The organism is Jannaschia sp. W003 (genome assembly GCF_025144335.1).
Taxonomy (GTDB): Bacteria; Pseudomonadota; Alphaproteobacteria; order Rhodobacterales; family Rhodobacteraceae; genus Jannaschia.
In genome coordinates this window covers 1,121,511-1,138,800 of record NZ_CP083539.1, presented here as the reverse complement: position 1 = coordinate 1,138,800, position 17,290 = coordinate 1,121,511, and the positions used below count along the sequence as shown (strand labels likewise).

At 72.9% G+C, this 17,290-nt stretch carries 16 protein-coding genes; 1 reads left to right on the top strand and 15 read right to left on the bottom strand.

Going from position 1 to position 17,290, the window contains the following annotated elements:
• Positions 1 to 18: 18 nt before the first annotated feature.
• The 7 genes from K3554_RS05445 to K3554_RS05415 all read right to left on the bottom strand — a co-directional run bounded on the left by K3554_RS05445 (position 19) and on the right by K3554_RS05415 (position 7,668).
• Positions 19 to 1,320: a flagellar hook protein FlgE gene (locus K3554_RS05445; RefSeq protein WP_259944717.1), complete on the bottom strand. Its 1,302-nt coding sequence runs from the start codon at positions 1,318 to 1,320 to the stop codon at positions 19 to 21.
• Positions 1,321 to 1,430: 110 nt separating this feature from the next.
• The gene (locus tag K3554_RS05440; RefSeq protein ID WP_259944714.1) at positions 1,431 to 2,228 is read right to left on the bottom strand and encodes a flagellar motor protein MotB; all 798 of its coding nucleotides are present in this window, start codon (positions 2,226 to 2,228) and stop codon (positions 1,431 to 1,433) included.
• A gap of 35 nt (positions 2,229 to 2,263) precedes the next feature.
• The gene (locus K3554_RS05435; protein WP_259944711.1) at positions 2,264 to 2,803 is read right to left on the bottom strand and encodes a pyridoxamine 5'-phosphate oxidase family protein; all 540 of its coding nucleotides are present in this window, start codon (positions 2,801 to 2,803) and stop codon (positions 2,264 to 2,266) included.
• Positions 2,796 to 3,851 (bottom strand): lipocalin-like domain-containing protein, encoded by a 1,056-nt coding sequence (locus tag K3554_RS05430; RefSeq protein ID WP_259944709.1) that lies wholly within the window; start codon positions 3,849 to 3,851, stop codon positions 2,796 to 2,798. Before K3554_RS05430 ends, K3554_RS05435 begins: the two co-directional genes overlap by 8 nt.
• Positions 3,841 to 6,219: an FtsX-like permease family protein gene (locus tag K3554_RS05425; RefSeq protein WP_259945797.1), complete on the bottom strand. Its 2,379-nt coding sequence runs from the start codon at positions 6,217 to 6,219 to the stop codon at positions 3,841 to 3,843. The genes K3554_RS05430 and K3554_RS05425 overlap by 11 nt, the downstream gene beginning before the upstream one ends.
• Positions 6,219 to 6,869: an ABC transporter ATP-binding protein gene (locus tag K3554_RS05420; protein WP_259944707.1), complete on the bottom strand. Its 651-nt coding sequence runs from the start codon at positions 6,867 to 6,869 to the stop codon at positions 6,219 to 6,221. Before K3554_RS05420 ends, K3554_RS05425 begins: the two co-directional genes overlap by 1 nt.
• Before the next feature lie 76 nt (positions 6,870 to 6,945).
• Positions 6,946 to 7,668 carry a peptidase gene (locus tag K3554_RS05415; RefSeq protein WP_259944705.1) on the bottom strand — a complete coding sequence of 241 codons (723 nt, stop codon included), beginning with the start codon at positions 7,666 to 7,668 and terminating at the stop codon, positions 6,946 to 6,948.
• 96 nt (positions 7,669 to 7,764) lie between these two features.
• Between K3554_RS05415 and K3554_RS05410 the strand changes: the two genes are divergently transcribed.
• Positions 7,765 to 8,277, top strand: coding sequence for a 2'-5' RNA ligase family protein (locus K3554_RS05410; protein WP_259944703.1), 513 nt, complete (start codon positions 7,765 to 7,767; stop codon positions 8,275 to 8,277).
• Between the two features lie 22 nt (positions 8,278 to 8,299).
• Here the strand turns inward: K3554_RS05410 and K3554_RS05405 are convergent, their stop codons facing one another.
• The 8 genes from K3554_RS05405 to K3554_RS05365 form a co-directional block, all read right to left on the bottom strand.
• The gene (locus tag K3554_RS05405; protein ID WP_259944702.1) at positions 8,300 to 9,118 is read right to left on the bottom strand and encodes a M48 family metalloprotease; all 819 of its coding nucleotides are present in this window, start codon (positions 9,116 to 9,118) and stop codon (positions 8,300 to 8,302) included.
• A gap of 622 nt (positions 9,119 to 9,740) precedes the next feature.
• Complete coding sequence (locus K3554_RS05400) at positions 9,741 to 10,583, bottom strand: transglutaminase family protein (protein WP_259944700.1); 843 nt, start codon at positions 10,581 to 10,583, stop codon at positions 9,741 to 9,743.
• Positions 10,580 to 11,530, bottom strand: coding sequence for an alpha-E domain-containing protein (locus K3554_RS05395; protein ID WP_259944699.1), 951 nt, complete (start codon positions 11,528 to 11,530; stop codon positions 10,580 to 10,582). The genes K3554_RS05400 and K3554_RS05395 overlap by 4 nt, the downstream gene beginning before the upstream one ends.
• 56 nt (positions 11,531 to 11,586) lie before the next feature.
• Positions 11,587 to 12,999 (bottom strand): circularly permuted type 2 ATP-grasp protein, encoded by a 1,413-nt coding sequence (locus K3554_RS05390; protein ID WP_259944696.1) that lies wholly within the window; start codon positions 12,997 to 12,999, stop codon positions 11,587 to 11,589.
• Between the two features lie 117 nt (positions 13,000 to 13,116).
• Positions 13,117 to 13,293, bottom strand: a complete 177-nt coding sequence (locus K3554_RS05385; RefSeq protein WP_259944693.1) for a hypothetical protein — start codon at positions 13,291 to 13,293, stop codon at positions 13,117 to 13,119.
• 79 nt (positions 13,294 to 13,372) lie between these two features.
• Entirely contained in the window at positions 13,373 to 14,956 is a 1,584-nt protein-coding gene (locus K3554_RS16830) for a phospholipase D family protein (protein WP_311200375.1), read from the bottom strand.
• Positions 14,946 to 16,724 carry a sensor histidine kinase gene (locus tag K3554_RS05370; RefSeq protein WP_259944692.1) on the bottom strand — a complete coding sequence of 593 codons (1,779 nt, stop codon included), beginning with the start codon at positions 16,722 to 16,724 and terminating at the stop codon, positions 14,946 to 14,948. The genes K3554_RS16830 and K3554_RS05370 overlap by 11 nt, the downstream gene beginning before the upstream one ends.
• Positions 16,724 to 17,290, bottom strand: coding sequence for an RNA polymerase sigma factor (locus K3554_RS05365; RefSeq protein ID WP_259944688.1), 567 nt, complete (start codon positions 17,288 to 17,290; stop codon positions 16,724 to 16,726). The genes K3554_RS05370 and K3554_RS05365 overlap by 1 nt, the downstream gene beginning before the upstream one ends.

The following is a 17,290-nucleotide window of genomic DNA, read 5'->3' as shown; positions in this document are numbered from 1 at the left end:
CTGGCCTCCGGGAAGCTATCAGCGTTTGATGTTGGTGGTTTCCTGCAGCATCTCGTCCACGGTCTGGATGACCTTGGCGTTCGAGTTGTAGGCGCGCTGCGTCTGGATGAGCTGCGTCAGCTCCGAGGCAACGTCGGTGGCGCTCTCCTCGCGGGCGAAGCCCACGAGGTCGCCCACCGGGCCGTCGCCCGCGTCCCACAGGTAGAACGCGCCCGACTCCGAGGAGACGCGGTAGGTCTGGTTCGGCAGCGCCTGCAAGCCGTTGGCGTTGGGCACGTCGACCACCGGAATCTGGTAGATCGTGCGCGTGAAGCCGGTGTCGTAGATCGCCGAGAGGAAGCCGTTGGCGTCCACCTCGATCGAGGCGAGCTTCGAGACGGGCGAGCCGTTCTTCGTGACCGAGACGGGCGCGAACACGTCCGAGAGCTGGCTGAGGCCCCGCGCCTCCTGCGGCTTGCCGACGTCGATCTCGATGGGGCCGGACTGGGCGTTGATGGTGAAGGCGCCGGTGACCGGGTCGTAGGTGCCGGCCCCGTTCTCCTGCACCGTGGCGATGGTGCCGCCGTAGTCGCGGCTGTCGTCGAAGGTGACGGTGTAGTCGCCCACCACGGCACCGGCCTGCGCCTCGTCGCGGATCTCCACGGTCCACTGGTTCGAGGAGCCCGCGGCGGGCACCACCGGCGTGTAGGTCAGGGTGAGGTTCTCGCTCTGACCGAGGTTGCCGAAGTAGACCAGCGTCATCTCGATGCTGTCGCCCGAGGAGCCGGCCAGCGTCTCGGAGGCGGGGAGGTTCACGCCGAGCGTGATCTCCGTGGTGGCGTCGCCCTCGTACTGGTTGGCGTCGATGCGCACCGGGCTCAGCCCGCCTACGGTGTCGCGCGGGAACGAGGGCACGATGCCGCCCTGGTCGGCGGGCCAGCCCAGCAGAACCTGCCCACCCTCGGTGCGCAGGTAGCCGTCCGCATCCGCGCGGAAGGAGCCGGTGGTGGTCATGCGCATCGGCGTCTCGCCGCTGGCGCTGGCGATGGAGCTGGCGGGCGTGACGGGCAGCATGCCGCGGCCCGCGACGGCGAGGTCGGTAGGGTTGTTGGTGGTGATGAGCGTGCCGCGCTGGTCCACCGCGCGGCCCGTGGTGACGCGCACGCCGCCCGCCGAGTAGGTGCCGCGGGTCTGGTCCACCACGAGGGAGTGGAACTCGGCCACGGCGCGCTTGTAGCCGAAGGTGGCCGAGTTCGCGATGTTGTCGGAGATCGTCGCCAGGCGGCTGGCGTTCACGTTCAGCCCGGTCACGCCGGCGTTGAGCGAGGAGGAGATCGTCATGTCTGCCCTTTCGTCCCGCCCGCTCGGCGCGGGCCACTCTCTTGGTGGGGGCTTAGTGGGCGGCGGGGGTTAAGGGGCCGCTAACGCCGGCGGCGCGAGTGCGGCGAAACTTAGGCATCGGGGCGCAGCAGCACGATCTCGACCCGGTCGTTGCGCAGGTCCACGGGCGGCGCCACCGCCGGCTCGCGGTCGCCGTGGCCCGTGAGGCGGCGCAGGCGCGTTGGCGGCAGCCCGCCCTGCTCCACCAGACCGCGCAGCGCCTGCACTCGCGCGAGCGAAAGGTCCCAGGCGGGCCGGTCGCGCCGCACCAGCGGCTCGCGCGCCACGTGGGCGGCCAGCGCCATGCCTGCCTCCACCCCGGAGGCCTGCGCCGAGATGGTGCGAACCAGCCGCTCCAGCAGTGGCGAAGGCACGGCGCCGCCGAGGAAGAGCGGCGAGCCGGGGATCGAGAACAGCTCGATCACCAGCCCCTCGTCGGTCATGCGCACGGTGACGTGGGAGCGGTCGTTCTCCTCGAGGACGCTGTCGCCGCCCTTTCCCAGGATCGCCTCGGCCGCCTCGCGCACGGCGGCGGCCTCGCCCTCGCCGAAGCCCTGTAGCTGACGCTCCGTCAGGCCGCCCGAGCCGGCCTGCACGGTGCCGTCGGCGGCCGTGAGCGTCTGCCCCCCCAGCGCCCCGTCGCCGCCGCCCGAGGAGCGGGCCAGCGGCACGGTGGGGCTGAAGTAGTCGGAGAGTCCCTTGCGCTGCTTCTCGGTGGTCGCATTGAGCAGCCACATGAGCATGAAGAAGGCCATCATCGCCGTCACGAAGTCGGCGTAGGCCACCTTCCACGCGCCGCCGTGATGGCCGTCGCCGCCCCCCGCCTTCTTGCGCTTGATGATGATGGGGCGTTGGCTCTCGTCGCTCATGGGCGCGCGCTAGCACGCCGGGGCTTAACGCATCCTCAAGGCGCGACCCAGCGCCAGCCGCCCGCATTCCGGATCGCGCGGCGGTGCACGGCGGGGGCCAGCCACACCGCGTCCATGCCCCGCACCCGCCCCACCAGCGCGGCGTGGCGCGCGCACTCGGGCGTCCGCGCGTAGGCTTCGGGGCCGTCGATCGGCGTGCCGGGCGCGGGGTCGGTGCCGTAGTTCACGCGGCCCGCGGGGGGGACGCGCGCCCAGCGCTCGGGGTCGCCGACCTCCACCCGCATCTCCACCGAGACGCGGAGCTGCTCCTGCGTGCCCGCGTCCCAGAACAGGAGCTGCGCGCGGGGGTCATGGCGCAGCTCGGCCACCTTGAGCGTGCGCGCGTCGGCATGAACCTCCAGCGTGCCGCCCCCGGCCCGGCGCAGGCCCACGGTGCGGAGCTGCGGCCCGTCCGCGCCGGTCGTGGCGATCTGCGGGAAGCGCCAGGGGTCGGCGGCCTCCGCGGCGGCGCGGGCGAGGCGGCGCCAGAGGTGCGCTTCCAGTGCCTCCAACGAGGCCCAACCCGCCTCACTCATAGCCGGTCATCTCTAGGAAGCCCCGGCCCGCATGGGTGCCCTCCGCCGTCACCGGCCCCTCCCAGTAGGGGAACAACGTGGCCTGCCAGCTGTCGGGGTTCACTGCCGAGACGGTCACGTCAAGGTCGCGCTCCGGCAGGGCGAGACGCCAGCGCACGGGCACGTCCCGGCCCTCGACCTCGGCCACCTCCAGCGGCTCCAGGATCACGGCGTCGTAGAGGGGCGTCAGCGTGCCGTCGGGCTCGATCCACGAGGCGTAGGTGAAGGGCGTGCCGCCGCGCAGGCGGAAGGCCATCAGCTTGGCGCCGCCCTCGAGGTGCAATGAGAACCAGTCCCAGCCCTCCTGGTCACCCTCGAGGGGCTGCGACGACCACTCGCGGTCGAGCCAGCCCTGCCCCTCGACGGCCACGTCGCCGCCGGGCAGGTGCAGGGTGCCGGACACTTCGTAGAAGGGCTGCGAGTAGTAGAGCGAGGCCTGCCCCGAGGCGGACTTGGCGGAGAAGCCCCCGTCGCCATGGAACACCAGCGGGCCGGTGGCCTCCAGGCCGAGGTCGTAGCCCGCCGCGTCCGTGCGGGCGGACAAGGCGAGGCGGTCCAGCGACGGCCCCGCAAGTTGCCAATCGTCGATCCACGCGGCGAAGGGCGCGGGCTCCACGCCCGCCTGGCCGACGCCGCCGCGGGCGAGGCGCTCGCCGGACAGGTGCGCGTCGGGGGTGGTGAGGCCGAAATGGCCCATCCAGACCTGCGGGCCCTCGGGGGCGAGGGCCGAGCGGAACAGCGTCCACTGCGCGCCGTAGTCGCGCCCGTCCTCGCCGCGCAGGACGGCAGTCAGGTACCACCACTCGATGCGGAACTCCGGGTGCGCGCCATGGTCCTCGGGGAAGCGGAAGCGGGGCGACGGCTCGGGCATGGCGAAGCCCACGCCCCCCTGCCCCAGCCCGGCGAAGCCCTGCGCGGGCGCGGCGGCGGGAGCGAGGAGGAGGGCGAAGAGCGTTAACACCGCGGCAAGGTGTTTCGCATGCGAAACATCTCGGTCCCTAGCGTTCATGGGCGAACACCTTCACGAGGTCGGCCGGCGGCATCCGCCACAGGCGCAGCGCCGGGAGGGCCGCGGCGAGGGTCGCCGCGACGAGGGCGAGGGCAGCGAGGCGCAGCCAGTCCAGCGGGAACAGCGCGAGGGGCAGCAGCCAGCCGAAGGCCAGCACGTTGACCACCGCCAGCAGCGCCCAGGCCAGCACGATGCCCACGGGGATCGCCAGCACCGCCGTGAGAGCGGCCAGCGCCGCGGCCCGCGCCACGTCCAGTAAAGCTATGCGCCGGCGCGTGAGGCCCAGCGCCCAGAGCGGGGCGACCTGCGGCACGCGCATCCCCGCGAGCGTGGCGAGCGAGGCCCAGAGCGCGAAGCCCGCCACCCCCAGCGTCAGGGCATTCAGGGCGGCGGTGACGGCGAAGGTGGAGTCGAACACCTCCAGCGAGAACCGCTTCACGCTGGCCTGGTCCACCAAGCGGTCGGGCGGCAGCGCGAACGCCTCGGCCAGCGCGTCGGCGAGTGCGGGGGCCTCGTCGGGGGCGACGCGCAGGGCGAAGCGGGTGGCGACGGCGTCCGGGAACGCCTCGAAGAAGCTGCTCGCGCCGAGATAGGCCTGTCCGCGCGGGTTGCCGTAGTCGGAATAGACCCCGACGATCTCCCAGGTGCCCGCGCGCCCGAGGTCGATCGCGTCGCCGGTCCACAGGCCCTCGCGGCGCGCGACCTGCTCGTTGACCATGGCGCCCTCGCCCGCGGCCAGCCGGTCCCAGGCGCCCGGCGCGGCGTCCAACAGGGGCCAGTGGTCGCGGTAGGTGGCGTGGTCGCGGATGCCGAAGACTTCGCCCGGCATGCCCGCCACGCGCGCCTCCTCGGAAACGATGGGCAGGGCCGTGACGCGGCCGTCGAGGAACTGCAGCATCCGCTGCGCCTCGGCGGCATCCGCGGCGGTGAGGTAGAGCTCGGCCGCCAGCCGCTGGTCGAGCCAGCCGGTGAAGGTGGCGCGGAAGCTGCCCACCATGGTGCCCACGCCGATGTTGGCGGCCAGCGCCAGCAGGAGGGCCATGAGCGCGAGGCTCAGCCCCGGCACCTGCTGGCGCGCGTCGGCCCAGACCCACTGCGCCACGGGGCCGCGGGCGAGGCGCGCACCGAGGTCGAGCACGGCGACGAGGATCGGCGGCAGGAGGAGCGCGGCACCCAGCAGGAGCGCGCCGAGCAGCGCGAAGCCGGCGACGAGGCCGGTGCCGAAGGCGGCCAGCAGCGCGGCGAGGAGGAGGAGCGCCAGCCCACCGGCCATCTGCCATCGCAGCGTGCGCCGCTTGGCCTGCGCCCAGGCGCGCGGCATGGCGGGGGCGAGCACGGGCAGATGCGCGAGCTGCCAGAGGCTCCGCCCTCCGGCCAGCGCCAGCCCCGCCCCGGCCATCGCGAAGCCCAAGAGCCACCACGTGGGAGAGAGCGTCAGCCCTCCCGCCACCGTGGCGCCGTAGAGGCCCGAGAGCGTTGCCGCCACGCCGGGCAGCAGGAGGGCCGCTACGAGGTAGCCCAGCACGACGCCGAGGCCCCCGCCGAGGAGCGTGAGGGCGACGAGCTCCAAGGCGAGGGCGAGCGTCAGGCTGCGGGCCGACAGGCCGATGGCGCGCAAGGTCCGCAACAGCGGGCGGCGCTGCTCGAAGGCCAAGCCGATCGCGGCGTGGACGATGAAGAGCCCCACTGCGAAGCTGAGCAGGCCGAAGGCGGTGAGGTTAAGGTGGAAGCTGTCGGTGAGCCGCGCGATCTCGCCGCCGCCGTTCCCTTCGGGACGGACGAGGCGGGTGCCGGGGATCAGCTCCTCCAGGGGGGGAAGGCCCTCGCGGTTGCCCGGCAGCACCACCAGCGCGTCGACGCGGTCCGTGCCCTCGAAGCGCTGCGCGGCCTCGATGTCGGCCACCACGAGACCCGGCGCCATGCCCGGCACGGCGCGGGCGAGCGAGGGGTCCTCCATGCCGGCCACGGTGTCCGGCGCGCCCAGCACCACGAGGCCCGCGAGGAAGTCGCGCAGGAGGCTCGGGTCGCCCAGCGGCTCGGCCGCGGCGTCCGGGGGCATGGTGAACGGATCGACGCCGAGGAGGCGCAGGCGGGTGCCCGGAAGGCGCGCCTCCAGCACCGGGGTGACCAGCCACCCGGCACGGCGCGCGGCGGCGAAGTCGGCGAGCGTCATCGCTCCTTCCAGCCGGGGGCGCGTGTCGCCGGCCAGCGAGTCGGCGGCCTCGGCGTAGGAGCTGCGGGCCTGCGCGTTGATCGCCTGCACCCCGGTCCAGAGGCCGGTGGCGAGGGCGAGGCCGATCACGAGGGTGGCGAGCTGCAGCGGGTGTCGGCGCCAGTGTCCGAGCAGGGCGCGCAGGGCCGGGGCGATCACGCCAGCGCGCCCGCGCGCAGGTGCAGGCGCCGCCCCATGCGCGCCGCCAGCCGCTCGGAGTGGGTGACCATCAGGAGGCCCGCGCCCGAGGCGTCGGCGCTCTCGACCATGAGGTCGAGCACGGCGTCGCCGGTCGCCTCGTCGAGGTTGCCCGTGGGCTCGTCGGCCAGCACGAGGCGGGGGCGCGCGAGGAGCGTGCGGCCGATGGCGACGCGCTGCTGCTGCCCGCCCGAGAGCTGCTCGGGCCAGCGGCCGAGGAAGTCCGCGAGGCCGAGGCGCTCGGCGATGGGGCCGGGGTCGGCCTCGCGCCCGGCGAGGCGGGCGTGGAAGGCGAGGTTGTCGCGCACGCGCAAGGAGGGGATCAGGTTGAACTGCTGGAACACCAGCCCCACCGCGTCGCGGCGCAGGGCCGCGCGCTCCGCGTCGCCCGCGGCAGCGATGTCGGTGCCGTCGATGCGGATGGTGCCCGCATCCGGCGTGTCGAGACCGGCGAGGAGGTGGAGAAGCGTGGACTTGCCCGACCCGCTCTCGCCGGTGAGGGCGAGCGTCTCGCCGCCCTCCAGGTCGAAGGACACGCCGTCGAGCACCCGGAGGGGGCCGTCCGCCGTGTCGAAGGTCTTCGCGACGTCGCGGACTTCCAGGAGCATGGGCGGAGGGTAGCGGGCGGGGGGCGGGGATCAAGGCACGGCGCGGCGCCCGGGGCGGGGCGCCGGAGGCCGGGCCTCAGAAGCGCACGTCGGGCAGGCTGTCGAAGGCGTTGCGCAGGGCGTCGGACCAGCCGTCGGAGATCGCGTGCCAGTCGGCGTCGGTCTCCTCGATGCGGCGGCTGTAGCCGAGGCGCAGGCCGTCGGCTTCCAGGATCTGAAGGTCGAGCGGCGTGCCCACCGACAGGTTCGCGCGGATCGTGGAGTCGAACGAGACCATCAGCAGCTTCACGGCGCGCTCGAAGCTCATCTCGCGGTCGTAGGCCCGCACGAGGATCGGGCGGCCGTACTTGGTCTCGCCGACCTGGAAGAACGGCGTGTCGGCCTGTGCCTCGATGAAGTTGCCTTCGGGATAGATCAGGTAGAGCCGCGGCGGGCTGCCCGCGACTTGGCCGCCCAGGATCATGGAGGCCGAGAAGGTGCCGCCCTTGCTGTTGGTGCGCTCGCCGATCACGGTCGACAGGGTCTCGCCCACGAGGCGGGCGGCCTGGAACATGGACGGCACGGTCAGGAGCGAGGGGCTGCGGTCGTCGGGGTGGAGGTTGCGCTCGTCGAGCAACGAGACCACGGCCTGCGTGGTGGCGAGGTTGCCGGCGGTCATCAGCACCATGGCGCGCTCGCCCGGCACCTCCCAGGTGAAGGTCTTGCGGTAGGACGAGACGTTGTCGACGCCGGCGTTGGTGCGGGTGTCGGACATGAAGACGAGGCCTCGATCGAGCTGGAGGCCGACGCAGTAGGTCATGGGTGGGGGGTTTCCGTTGGTTGCGCGCCGAGCATGATGCCGGTTGGGCGCCGGGTGCAACGGGAACGTGACGGGGGCGGGGGAGTTCCCCGGATCATGGACCCGCTGATCGTCACGCTGGAGGTGGACCCCGCCTCGGACGCCCGCTTCCAGGCGGCGCGCCGGCGCTGGTTCCCGCTGCACCGCCAGCAGGTGCCGGCCCATGTCACGCTGTTCCACAAGCTGCCGGGCGAGGACGTCGTGGCGGTGGCGGGGCGGCTCGAGGACGTGGCCGCGGCCCATGCCCCCCTGCCCTTCCGGGTAACGGCCGTGATGCCGCTGGGGCGCGCCGGCGCGGCCTTCCGGCTCGAGGTGCCGGGGCTGCGCGCGGTGCGCTCGCAGATCGCGCGGGGCTTCGAGCTCGCGCCCCAGGACCGGGGCGGCGGGCGACCCCACGTGACGATCCAGAACAAGGTGGCGCCCGCGGTGGCGGCGGCGGTGCTCCAGCGCCTGCAGGCGGGCTTCGCGCCCTGGGAGGGCACGGGGACCGGCTTGGCGCTGTGGCGCTACCGGGGCGGGCCTTGGGAGGCGGCGGGCGCGTGGCGCTTCGCGGGCGCGCCGGACGGCTGAGGCACCCGCCGCACGGGGCGGCCTAGCGCTTGCGGACCAGGCCCCCATGCTCGTCGATCTGCCGGTTCGTGGCGATCACGGTGGCCATGCGGGTCTCGTCGGGCGGATGGGTGCCCCAGAACGACAGCCCGCCATCGGCGGCCCGCTCCGGCGCCGGCCGGGCGAAGTAGCGCGCGCCGGCCACGGGATCGAAGCCCGCCATGCGCGCGATGGCGGTGCCGAGCGTGTCGCTCTCCAGCTCGTAGGTCTGCGAGAAGGCCTTGCTCCCGACCGCGCCGCCGAGTGACATGCTGTCCTCGATGAGGTCCTGCCGGTACGGCGTGTGCGGCATGTCGTGGGTCGCCGCCGCGGCGATCACGCCGAGAAGCAGCGCGCCGGCCAGTGCCTGCTGCTCCGCCTTCTGGATGTGCTGGCCGATCAGGTGCCCGTACTCGTGGGCCACCACGAAGGCGAGCTCGTCGTCGTTGGCCACGTCGCGCAGCATCGGCACGGTGACCATGATCCGCGGCTCGCGCTTCGCCTCGTCCGCGTAGGTGAAGTAGGCGTTGGGCACGGGCATCGCCGTGTCGATGCCGATCCGCGCGCCGCAGGCCGCGACGCCCCGGCCCAGCTCATCGGCGCAGAGGCGCTCGGCCACAGGCCGGACGCGGGCGACCACTCGTTCGAAGCGCGCGAGGGCCTCCGCGGGGCCCGCCGGGGCGCGCCGGGCATCGGAGGAGGCCTCGGCGAACATGCGCGCCGCCGTGCTGGCGGTGCCCGGGTCGATCTCGGAAATCTGGTAGGTGGTGCCGCAACCGGCGAGGGTCGCCGCGAGCGTGGCGGCGAGGAAAGCGAACTTCATTCTCTAGAATACTCCGGATTCCCGGGGGCAACATGCCACCGGCGGGACCAGAGCTGCAAATCGGGGCGATTCCCGCAATCCGGGCGCGGGGGAACCCATCGTTTCCCCAGCGGCGACGTCCGGAGCCCCCCCGGGTGCGGCACGAGGGTTGCGAATCCGTTAAGGCGGGTTCATAAGGTGCAAAGGCGCGCGACGTGCCGGGGTCCGTTCGACGGACCCGGGGCCCTGCGTGCGGATCGGAGTGGTGCCGCGTTGCCGATGGCTTTGCGGTGTCGCGTGGCTGACGTCGAATTCGTCGTCGGTCGTGAGTCGGCTGTCGTCAGTTGCTCAGCGTGAGTGCGGCGCAGACGGCGAAGATGCAGATGCTGGTGACCATGGGGTCCCTCCGTTGCCGACCGCGGAGCGCCGCCGGTCCATGCAGAAGGCCCGCTCCCTCCGATTCCCACAATCCCCGCGCGAGCGCATGCATCGTTGCGGATGTGGTGCACCTCTGGGGCGAACCCGAGGTTGCGGATGTGGTGCACCTTCCGGACGAAGGCGAGTTTGCAGAACCGGCACACCCTAAGGGCGAAAGCCGGACGCGCGCCCGTTTCCGGACGCGCGCCGATCCCGAAAACCGTTGCTACTGCTGCGTTTGCGACTGCGTCTGCGCGTCGGCGACGCGCAGCGCCACCTCCATCTCCGCGCCGCCCCGGCCGCGACGGATGCCGCGGATCGGGGCCGCGTCGTCGTAGTCGAGCCCGGTGGCCACGCGCACGTAGCGCGTGTCGGGCGAGATGCCGTTGCTGACGTCGAAGCCGACCCAGCCCAGCCCGTCGACGTGGGCCTCGGCCCAGGCGTGGGTGGCCTCCTGCTCCTCGCGCGCGTCCATGCGCAGGTAGCCCGACACGTAGCGCGCGGGGCGCTCGAGCAGGCGGGCGGCGGCAACGAAGACGTGGGCGTGGTCCTGGCACACGCCGGTGGCGGCCTCCATGGCCTCCTCGGCGGTCATGCCGACGTCGGTGGTCCCCGTGGCGTAGGGAATGGCCTCGCGGATTGCGGCCGAGAGCGCGTGCATCTGCCCGAGCTGGTCGTCCATGCCGCGCAGCTCGCGCACGAGCGCGAGCAGGCCCGGCCCGCGCCGGGTGCGGTCCGTGGGGCGCAGGAAGGCCCAGAGCGGCATGAAGCCGCCCTGCGCGCCGATCACGCCCTTGCGGTCCTCGACCGAGACCTCGCCCTCGGCGGTGACCACCACCTCGGTGGCGCCTTCGTCGAGCGACACGAGGTGCACGCGGTTGGCGTGCTGGTCCTCGAACTGGGTCTCCACGCGCCCGCCGGTGACGCTGGTGTCCCAGCGCAGCACGGTCTGGCCCGCGCGGCTCTTGGGGGTGAGGCGCACCTGCTGGAGCCCGCCCGAGACGGGATGCTCGTAGCGGTAGGTGGTGACGTGGCGGATCGCGAGGCGGCGTGTGTCGGCGGTGCTCATGCGTAGAACCTGTAATCCGTCTCGACTTGGCGCGAGAGCGCGTTGTTGCGCGCGCGGAAGTCCTGGAGGAACTCGTGCAGCCCCTCCTCGAAGATCGGGTCGATGCTGGTGCAGGCGCCGAGCTTGGCGCGCATCGTCTCGGCCATCTCGAGGCACTCGGGCTTCTCGCCCCCGTAGGCCTTGTGCAGCCAGTCGAGGTTGTTGCGCACCTTCGAGTAGCAGAAGGCGAGGGAGCGCGGCATGCGCCCGTCGAGGATCAGGAAGTGGGCGATCTGCTCGGGGCCGCGGGCCTGGCCGTGGACGATGCGGAAGGCGTTCTCGGCCGACACGCCGCGCAGGATCACCTCCCACTGGGCGTTGTCGAGGCGGCTCCCCACGCCGGCGGCCGAGGGCAGCAGCACGTAGTACTTCACGTCGAGCAGGCGCGCGGTGGCGTCGGCCCGCTCCAGGAAGGTGCCGAGACGTGCGAAGTCGTAGCTGTCGTTGCGCAGCATGGTGCCGTGGAGCGTGCCGCGCACGAAGGCCGAGCGGTTGCGGATCGCGCCCACCACCCGCGGCAGGTCGCGCGGCGGCACGCGGCGCTGCAGCGCGGTGCAGGCGGTCATCCAGGCCTCGTTCACGCCCTCCCAGACCTCGCGGGTCAGCGCGGTGCGCACCAGCTTGGCGTTGGAGCGGGCCTGGTCGAGGCAGGCCATCACCGACGACGGGTTCTCCTTGTGGCGCAGGAGCCAGTCGCTGACCCCCTCGCCCGTCACGGCGTCGTGGTGCGCGTCGTAGCCCGCGCGCGCCGAGGCGGATTCCAGCACCGACGCCCATTCCGAGGCGTCGTCGGTGTCGGGCCGCGTCAGCGCGATGCGCTGCCCGGTCTCGACGAGGCGGGCGAGGTTCTCGGCGCGCTCCAGGTAGCGGAACATCCACAGGAGGCCCCCGGCGGTCTTGCCCAGCATCTAGCGTCCCTTCCCCGGGGTGGCGGCGGCGGCCGTGCGACAAACGTCCATGCGCATCATTCCCCCAGCACCCAGGTGTCCTTGGTGCCGCCGCCCTGCGAGGAGTTCACCACCAGCGATCCCTTCTTGAGCGCCACGCGGGTCAGGCCGCCCGGCGTGATCTCGATCCCGTCCGGCGAGACCAGCACGAAGGGGCGCAGGTCCACGTGGCGGGGCGCGAGGCCGGACTTCGTGAAGATCGGCACGGTGGACAATGCCAGCGTCGGCTGGGCGATGTAGTTGCCGGGCCGCGCCTCGAGCTTGGCGCGGAACGCCTTGATCTCGCGCTTCGAGGCGGTGGGGCCGATCAGCATCCCGTAGCCGCCCGAGCCGTGCACCTCCTTGACCACCAGCTCCTCGAGGTTGTCGAGCACGTAGGCGAGGCTGTCGGGCTCCGAGCAGCGCCAGGTCGGCACGTTCTCCAGGAGAGGCTTCTCGCCGGTGTAGAACTCCACGATCTCGGGCATGTAGCTGTAGATCGCCTTGTCGTCGGCGATGCCGGTGCCCGGCGCGTTGGCGATGGTGATGCCGCCCGCGCGGTAGACGTCGAAGATGCCCGGCACGCCGAGCATCGAGTCGCGGTGGAAGTTGATGGGGTCGAGGTAGGCGTCGTCCACGCGGCGGTAGAGCACGTCGATCGGCTGGTAGCCGCGGGTGGTGCGCATGGCGATGCGCCCGTCCACCACGCGCAGGTCGTGGCCCTCGACCAGCTCCACGCCCATCTCGTCGGCCAGGAAGCTGTGCTCGTAGTAGGCGGAGTTGTGGATGCCCGGCGTCAGCACGGCCACCACGGGATCGCCCTCGCAGGCGGGCGGCGCCGAGGCGGCGAGGCTGCGGCGCAGGTCGCGGGGGTAGTTGGAGACGCGCTGCACCTGGTTGCGGGCGAACAGCTCCGGGAACATGTGGAGCATCGTCTCGCGGTTCTCGAGCATGTAGCTGACGCCCGAGGGCGTGCGGGCGTTGTCCTCGAGCACGTAGAATTCGTCGGGCCCGGTGCGCACCAGGTCGATGCCCACGATGTGGGTGTAGACGCCGCCCGGGGGCGCCACGCCGATCATCTGCGGCAGGAACGCCTCGTTGCGGGCCACCATGCCGGCGGGCAGGCGGCCGGCGCGCAGGATCTCCTGGCGGTGGTGGATGTCGTGGAGGAAGGCGTTGATGGCGCGCACGCGCTGCTCGATGCCGCGGGAGAGGCGCGCCCACTCGCGGCCCCCGAGGATGCGCGGCACGATGTCGAACGGGATCAGCCGCTCGTCGGCGGACGGATCGCCGTAGACGTTGAAGGTGATGCCCATGAGGCGGAACAGCTCGTCCGCCTCGCGGGTCTTGGCACGCAGCCGGGCGGGATCCTCGGCGTCGAACCATTCGGCCAGCGCGGCATAGGCGGGGCGCGGTCGGCCGTCCGGGCCGTGCATTTCATCGAAGTTCATCGGCGCACGATGGACGGGTTGGGGGGTGGGCGCAACCGAACCCCGCGCCCCGCCGCGCGATTCCGGCGCGGCGCCCAAGACGCGGGCACCGCGGCGGATTCGCCGCGCGTCCGCGCGTCAGGTCCGCGGCGGCGGCGGGGCGCTCCGGGCGGAGGCCGCGCCGCGATGCCCCTGCGACGGGCGCCGCCGGCGGCGCGCCGCGCCGGATCCGGGCGAGCGTCCCGTGAGCGCCATGATCAGGAGCGCCACGAACAGCGTGCCGGCAAGGCCGGCAAGAAACACTTCCATCGTCATACGCCACGCCTCCGATCACCTGCTGCAGGGTCGGAGTGGGAACGCGCGTCGGTGGAGCCGGTTCCGCGGCGCCGCAGCGTCAGACCATTTCCTCGGGCACCGTGGCGAGCTTGCGCCCGAACCGCCGCGCCGGCGTCGAGAGGTGTGGCAGCATGAACCCGCGCCGCGCCTCGGGGCGGGTGCGGGCGTTCTCGATGGCGAGGCGCTGCCAGTGGCCGACGCCGCCCGGCTCGGCGAAGGGGGCCGGATCGATCGCGCCGCCGAGCATCGCGCCCATGCAGCGCAGGCGCACGTGGCGCACCGTGGCGGGGTCGCGCAGCGGCACGCCCACCTCGGTGTCCCAGTGCATGGAGCGGCCGTTGAGGTTGGCCGAGGAGACGATGGCGAGGCGGTCGTCGAAGGTGCAGACCTTGGAATGGACGTAGATCATGGGCGCGCCGTGGAACACGTCGCGCCCCTGCGTCTGCGCGGTCACGGGCCGGGCGGGCGAGCCCACGAAGACGCGCCCCCGGAAGGCCCGGCGGATGCGGCGCACGGCCATGTACTGGAGGAACTCGCCGAAGCGGGCGTCCTCGCGGCGGGCGCCGAGGAAGGCCACGTCCTCGGGCCGCGCGGGCAGGATCACCACCAGCTCCAGTCCGGGCGCGCGGCGCGCGGCGCGGGCCAGCTCCGAGGCGATGCGGCTGCTGCGCAGGAACTGCGTCTCGAGGTAGATCAGCCGCTCCGCGGTGCGGATGCCCCCGATGATCGCGTCGTTGATCTCGCTGAGGCGCTCCTTGGGCGAGAGCGCGAGGGGGCCGCGGCGGCGGCGCGCCGACACGGTGCGCAGGATGCGCCCGCCGAGGTCGGAGGGCGCGGCGCGCAGGTGGATCACGTCCTCCAGCTCGTCCAGATGCACGGCCAGGGCCCGGGCCGCGGCGGGGTCGCGCACGATCGCCTGCACGTCGTGCCAGGTCTCCTCGGCGGGCTGCTCGTGGCGGGGCGAGTCCCAGCGCCGCTCGTTGAGGTCCAGCCCGCCGACGTAGAGCACCTCGCCGTCCACCGCGGCGACCTTCTGGTGGTGCGTCACCGGCGCGAGGGGCGGCAGCGGCCAGCGGCGCGGGCCGGTGCGGTCCTCGTCGACCATCAGGAGGCGTCGCAGGTGCGGGTGCCCCTGCAGGAAGCGGGCGCGGCGGGGACGCTCGAGATGCAGCAGATCGGCCGCCTTCTCGCGCAGCATCCGGTCGACGCGGGGCCAGAGCGCCAGCCGGGCGAGCACGCCGATGCGCGCGGGATGGAGCGAGGCGATCGCCTCGATCCGGGCGTCCGGGCCGGCCAGCTCGGCAAGGGCCGCGGCCTGGCGCATGGTGCGCCAGGTCAGGCCGTGCAGCTCGGTGCCCACAACGGGGTCGAAGTCCGACAGCAGCAGCCGCAGGCGCACGCCGCGGCGCACCACGTGGAGCAGGAGGTCGAACCAGTCGCGCCCCACGGCCTGCGCCTCGTCGGAGCGCAGCCGCGTGGACATGTCGAAGATGCGGAAGCCGGCGGTGATCTCGCGCCGGGCGCCCAGCACCAGCCGCTCGAAGGCGGGATAGGCCTCGGCCGCGGTGACGAGGATCTCGACGGGCGCGCCGTCGCCGTCCGTCGTCGCCATCGCCTCCCCCGCCGCGAGTTCAGTAGTCACGGGGTCCCTCGCGGTGGGTCTCGATCGGGAAGGTGAGGTCGAGCACGAAGCTGTCGGTGCGCTGGTCGATGCTGATCTCGCCGTCGAGCTGGTGGGCGAAGGCGCGCACGAGCTGCATTCCCAGGCCCCCGGTGGCGGCCCCTCCGGCCTCGCCGCGGGGCGGGGCCGTCACCGTCTCGCCCTCCGGCGGGGCGCCGGCCTCGCCGGGCGCGCAGGCGTTCGAGACCCGCAGCCGCGCGCGGTCGTCGTCGACGGGGCGCAGGTCGAGGCGGATCCACGGGGTCTCCGCGGCACCCTTGAGGCGCGCCGCATGGGCCACGGCGTTGGTCATCACCTCGGACACCGTGAGCGACAGGGCGACCGCGCGGTCCGGGTCCATCTCCACGCGCTCGGTGTCGGCGCGGAAGTCGAGCTTCACGTCGCCCGAGGCGCTGGCGGTGATCTGCCCGGCGAGGTCGGAGACCATGGCGGCGGCGTCGATGCGGCCGATGTCCTCGGTCTGGTAGAGCGAGCGGTGCACCGCGGCGAGGCCCATCACCCGGTCCTGCACCCGGCGCAGCACGTCGCGCGCCTCGGGCGAGGCGATCTTGCGCATCTGCATGTTCATGATCGAGGAGATGAGCTGGAGGTTGTTCTTCACCCGGTGGTGGACCTCCTTGAGGAGGATGTTCTTCTCGCGCAGGTGGTCCTCGAGCTGGGCCTCGTCCTGCATGATCGCCTGGGCCATGTCGCGGAAGTCGGCCTCGATCTGGCTCAGCTCCGTGCCAGCGCCGGCCAGCATCGGGGTGCGCACGGTGCGGCGGGTGCGGGCGAAGGCGCGCATCTGGCGGCCCAGGGTGCGGATGTGGCGGAACAGGAGCCGCTCGAGCGCGAGGAACGCCACCAAGAGCGAGGCCAGCCACATCAGCACCGGCATCAGCGCGGTCAGCACGAAGTCGTCGAAGCGGCTGCCGGCCAGCATCTCCTGCGGCCAGGAGCTGAGCGCGTAGGCTAGGTCGGGCACGATCGGCACGATGGCGTAGACCCGCTCGCGCCCGGCGCCGTCCACGGCGATGAACGAGCGGCCGAGCCCGCCGGCGAGGCTGCGCAGGGTCTCGCCCACGGGCAGGATCGTGCGCGCCGACTCGACGTCCTGGCCCGAGGTGAGCAGGTCGCCGCGGCTGTTGAAGATCAGCATCGAGAACGGCCGGTCCTCGTCGGCGCCCAGCGCCGTGAGCTCCATGGTCCGCTCGGGGATGGAGATCACGAGGAAGCCGACGATCTCCTCGCCGCCCGCCTCGCGCAGGGCCTCGACCACCGCCAGCACCGGGGTGCCGCTGTAGGGCGGGTCGGGCTCGAGGAAGACGCCGCGGTTACCGGTGCGCACGATCTCCTGGAAGGCGGACAGGCCGCTGATGTCCACGCGCTCGCCGTTCGAGCTGCACTCGAGGATGCCGTCGGTGCGCACGAAGGCGGCGAAGGAGTAGTTCTGCGATCGGGCGAGGAAGTCGGCGAGGAACTCGGAGCAGGCCGCGGGGTCGTCGCGCAGCACCACCACCGTGGGCGCGAGCGCCTGGGCGGCGCCCACGCCGCGCTGCACCGCGGCCTGCAGCGGGTTGGCGGCCAGTTCCGTCAGCGACAGCAGCGCCGCCTTGGCCTGGCGCGGCGCCTCGGCCGAGAGCCGCTGGGTCTGCCAGAAGCCGATCGCGCCGAGCGGCATCAGCGCGAGCGACAGGAGCAGGAGGACGCGCAGCGTGAGGCTGCGCTGCCGCCACGCCTTTTCGAGCATCAGAGGTTGCCGTTCTGCAGCGACGAGACGACGGCCATGGTGGCGCGGTCGGTCAACTCGAAGCTTTCGTCGGAGGAGACGCCCATGATCTCGGCCAGCTTGGCGCGGCCCCGGTTCACGCGGCTCTTGATGGTGCCCACGGCGACGCCGCAGGTCTCGGCGGCCTCCTCGTAGGCGAAGCCCGAGGCGCCCACGAGCACCAGCGCCTCGCGCTGCTCCTCGGGAAGCTTCGCGAAGGCGGTCTCGAAGTCCATCATGTTGAGGCGCCCGTCGTGGTCGGGCTTGCGCGACAGCGAGGCGGTGATGGTGCCGTCCACGTCGGCGACCTCGCGCTTCGCCTTGCGGCGGTTCGAGTAGTAGGTGTTGCGCAGGATCGTGAAGAGCCAGGCGCGCATGTTGGTGCCGGCCTGGAACTTGTCGAGGTTCGACCAGGCCTTCACCAGCGCGTCCTGCACCATGTCGTCGGCCAGCGACGCGTTGCGCGTCAGCGACACCGCGAAGGCCCGCATGGCCGGCAGGTGCTCGACGATCTCCTCGCGGGGATCGCGGGGGTCTTGCGTGGACAT

Coding starts and splice junctions, on each gene's coding strand:
- K3554_RS05445 (WP_259944717.1), bottom strand. CDS start 1,320: ATGACGATCTCCTCCTCGCTCAACGCCGGCGTGACCGGGCTGAACGTG.
- K3554_RS05440 (WP_259944714.1), bottom strand. CDS start 2,228: ATGAGCGACGAGAGCCAACGCCCCATCATCATCAAGCGCAAGAAGGCG.
- K3554_RS05435 (WP_259944711.1), bottom strand. CDS start 2,803: ATGAGTGAGGCGGGTTGGGCCTCGTTGGAGGCACTGGAAGCGCACCTC.
- K3554_RS05430 (WP_259944709.1), bottom strand. CDS start 3,851: ATGAACGCTAGGGACCGAGATGTTTCGCATGCGAAACACCTTGCCGCG.
- K3554_RS05420 (WP_259944707.1), bottom strand. CDS start 6,869: ATGCTCCTGGAAGTCCGCGACGTCGCGAAGACCTTCGACACGGCGGAC.
- K3554_RS05415 (WP_259944705.1), bottom strand. CDS start 7,668: ATGACCTACTGCGTCGGCCTCCAGCTCGATCGAGGCCTCGTCTTCATG.
- K3554_RS05410 (WP_259944703.1), top strand. CDS start 7,765: ATGGACCCGCTGATCGTCACGCTGGAGGTGGACCCCGCCTCGGACGCC.
- K3554_RS05405 (WP_259944702.1), bottom strand. CDS start 9,118: ATGAAGTTCGCTTTCCTCGCCGCCACGCTCGCGGCGACCCTCGCCGGT.
- K3554_RS05400 (WP_259944700.1), bottom strand. CDS start 10,583: ATGAGCACCGCCGACACACGCCGCCTCGCGATCCGCCACGTCACCACC.
- K3554_RS05395 (WP_259944699.1), bottom strand. CDS start 11,530: ATGCTGGGCAAGACCGCCGGGGGCCTCCTGTGGATGTTCCGCTACCTG.
- K3554_RS05390 (WP_259944696.1), bottom strand. CDS start 12,999: ATGAACTTCGATGAAATGCACGGCCCGGACGGCCGACCGCGCCCCGCC.
- K3554_RS05385 (WP_259944693.1), bottom strand. CDS start 13,293: ATGACGATGGAAGTGTTTCTTGCCGGCCTTGCCGGCACGCTGTTCGTG.
- K3554_RS05370 (WP_259944692.1), bottom strand. CDS start 16,724: ATGCTCGAAAAGGCGTGGCGGCAGCGCAGCCTCACGCTGCGCGTCCTC.
- K3554_RS05365 (WP_259944688.1), bottom strand. CDS start 17,290: ATGTCCACGCAAGACCCCCGCGATCCCCGCGAGGAGATCGTCGAGCAC.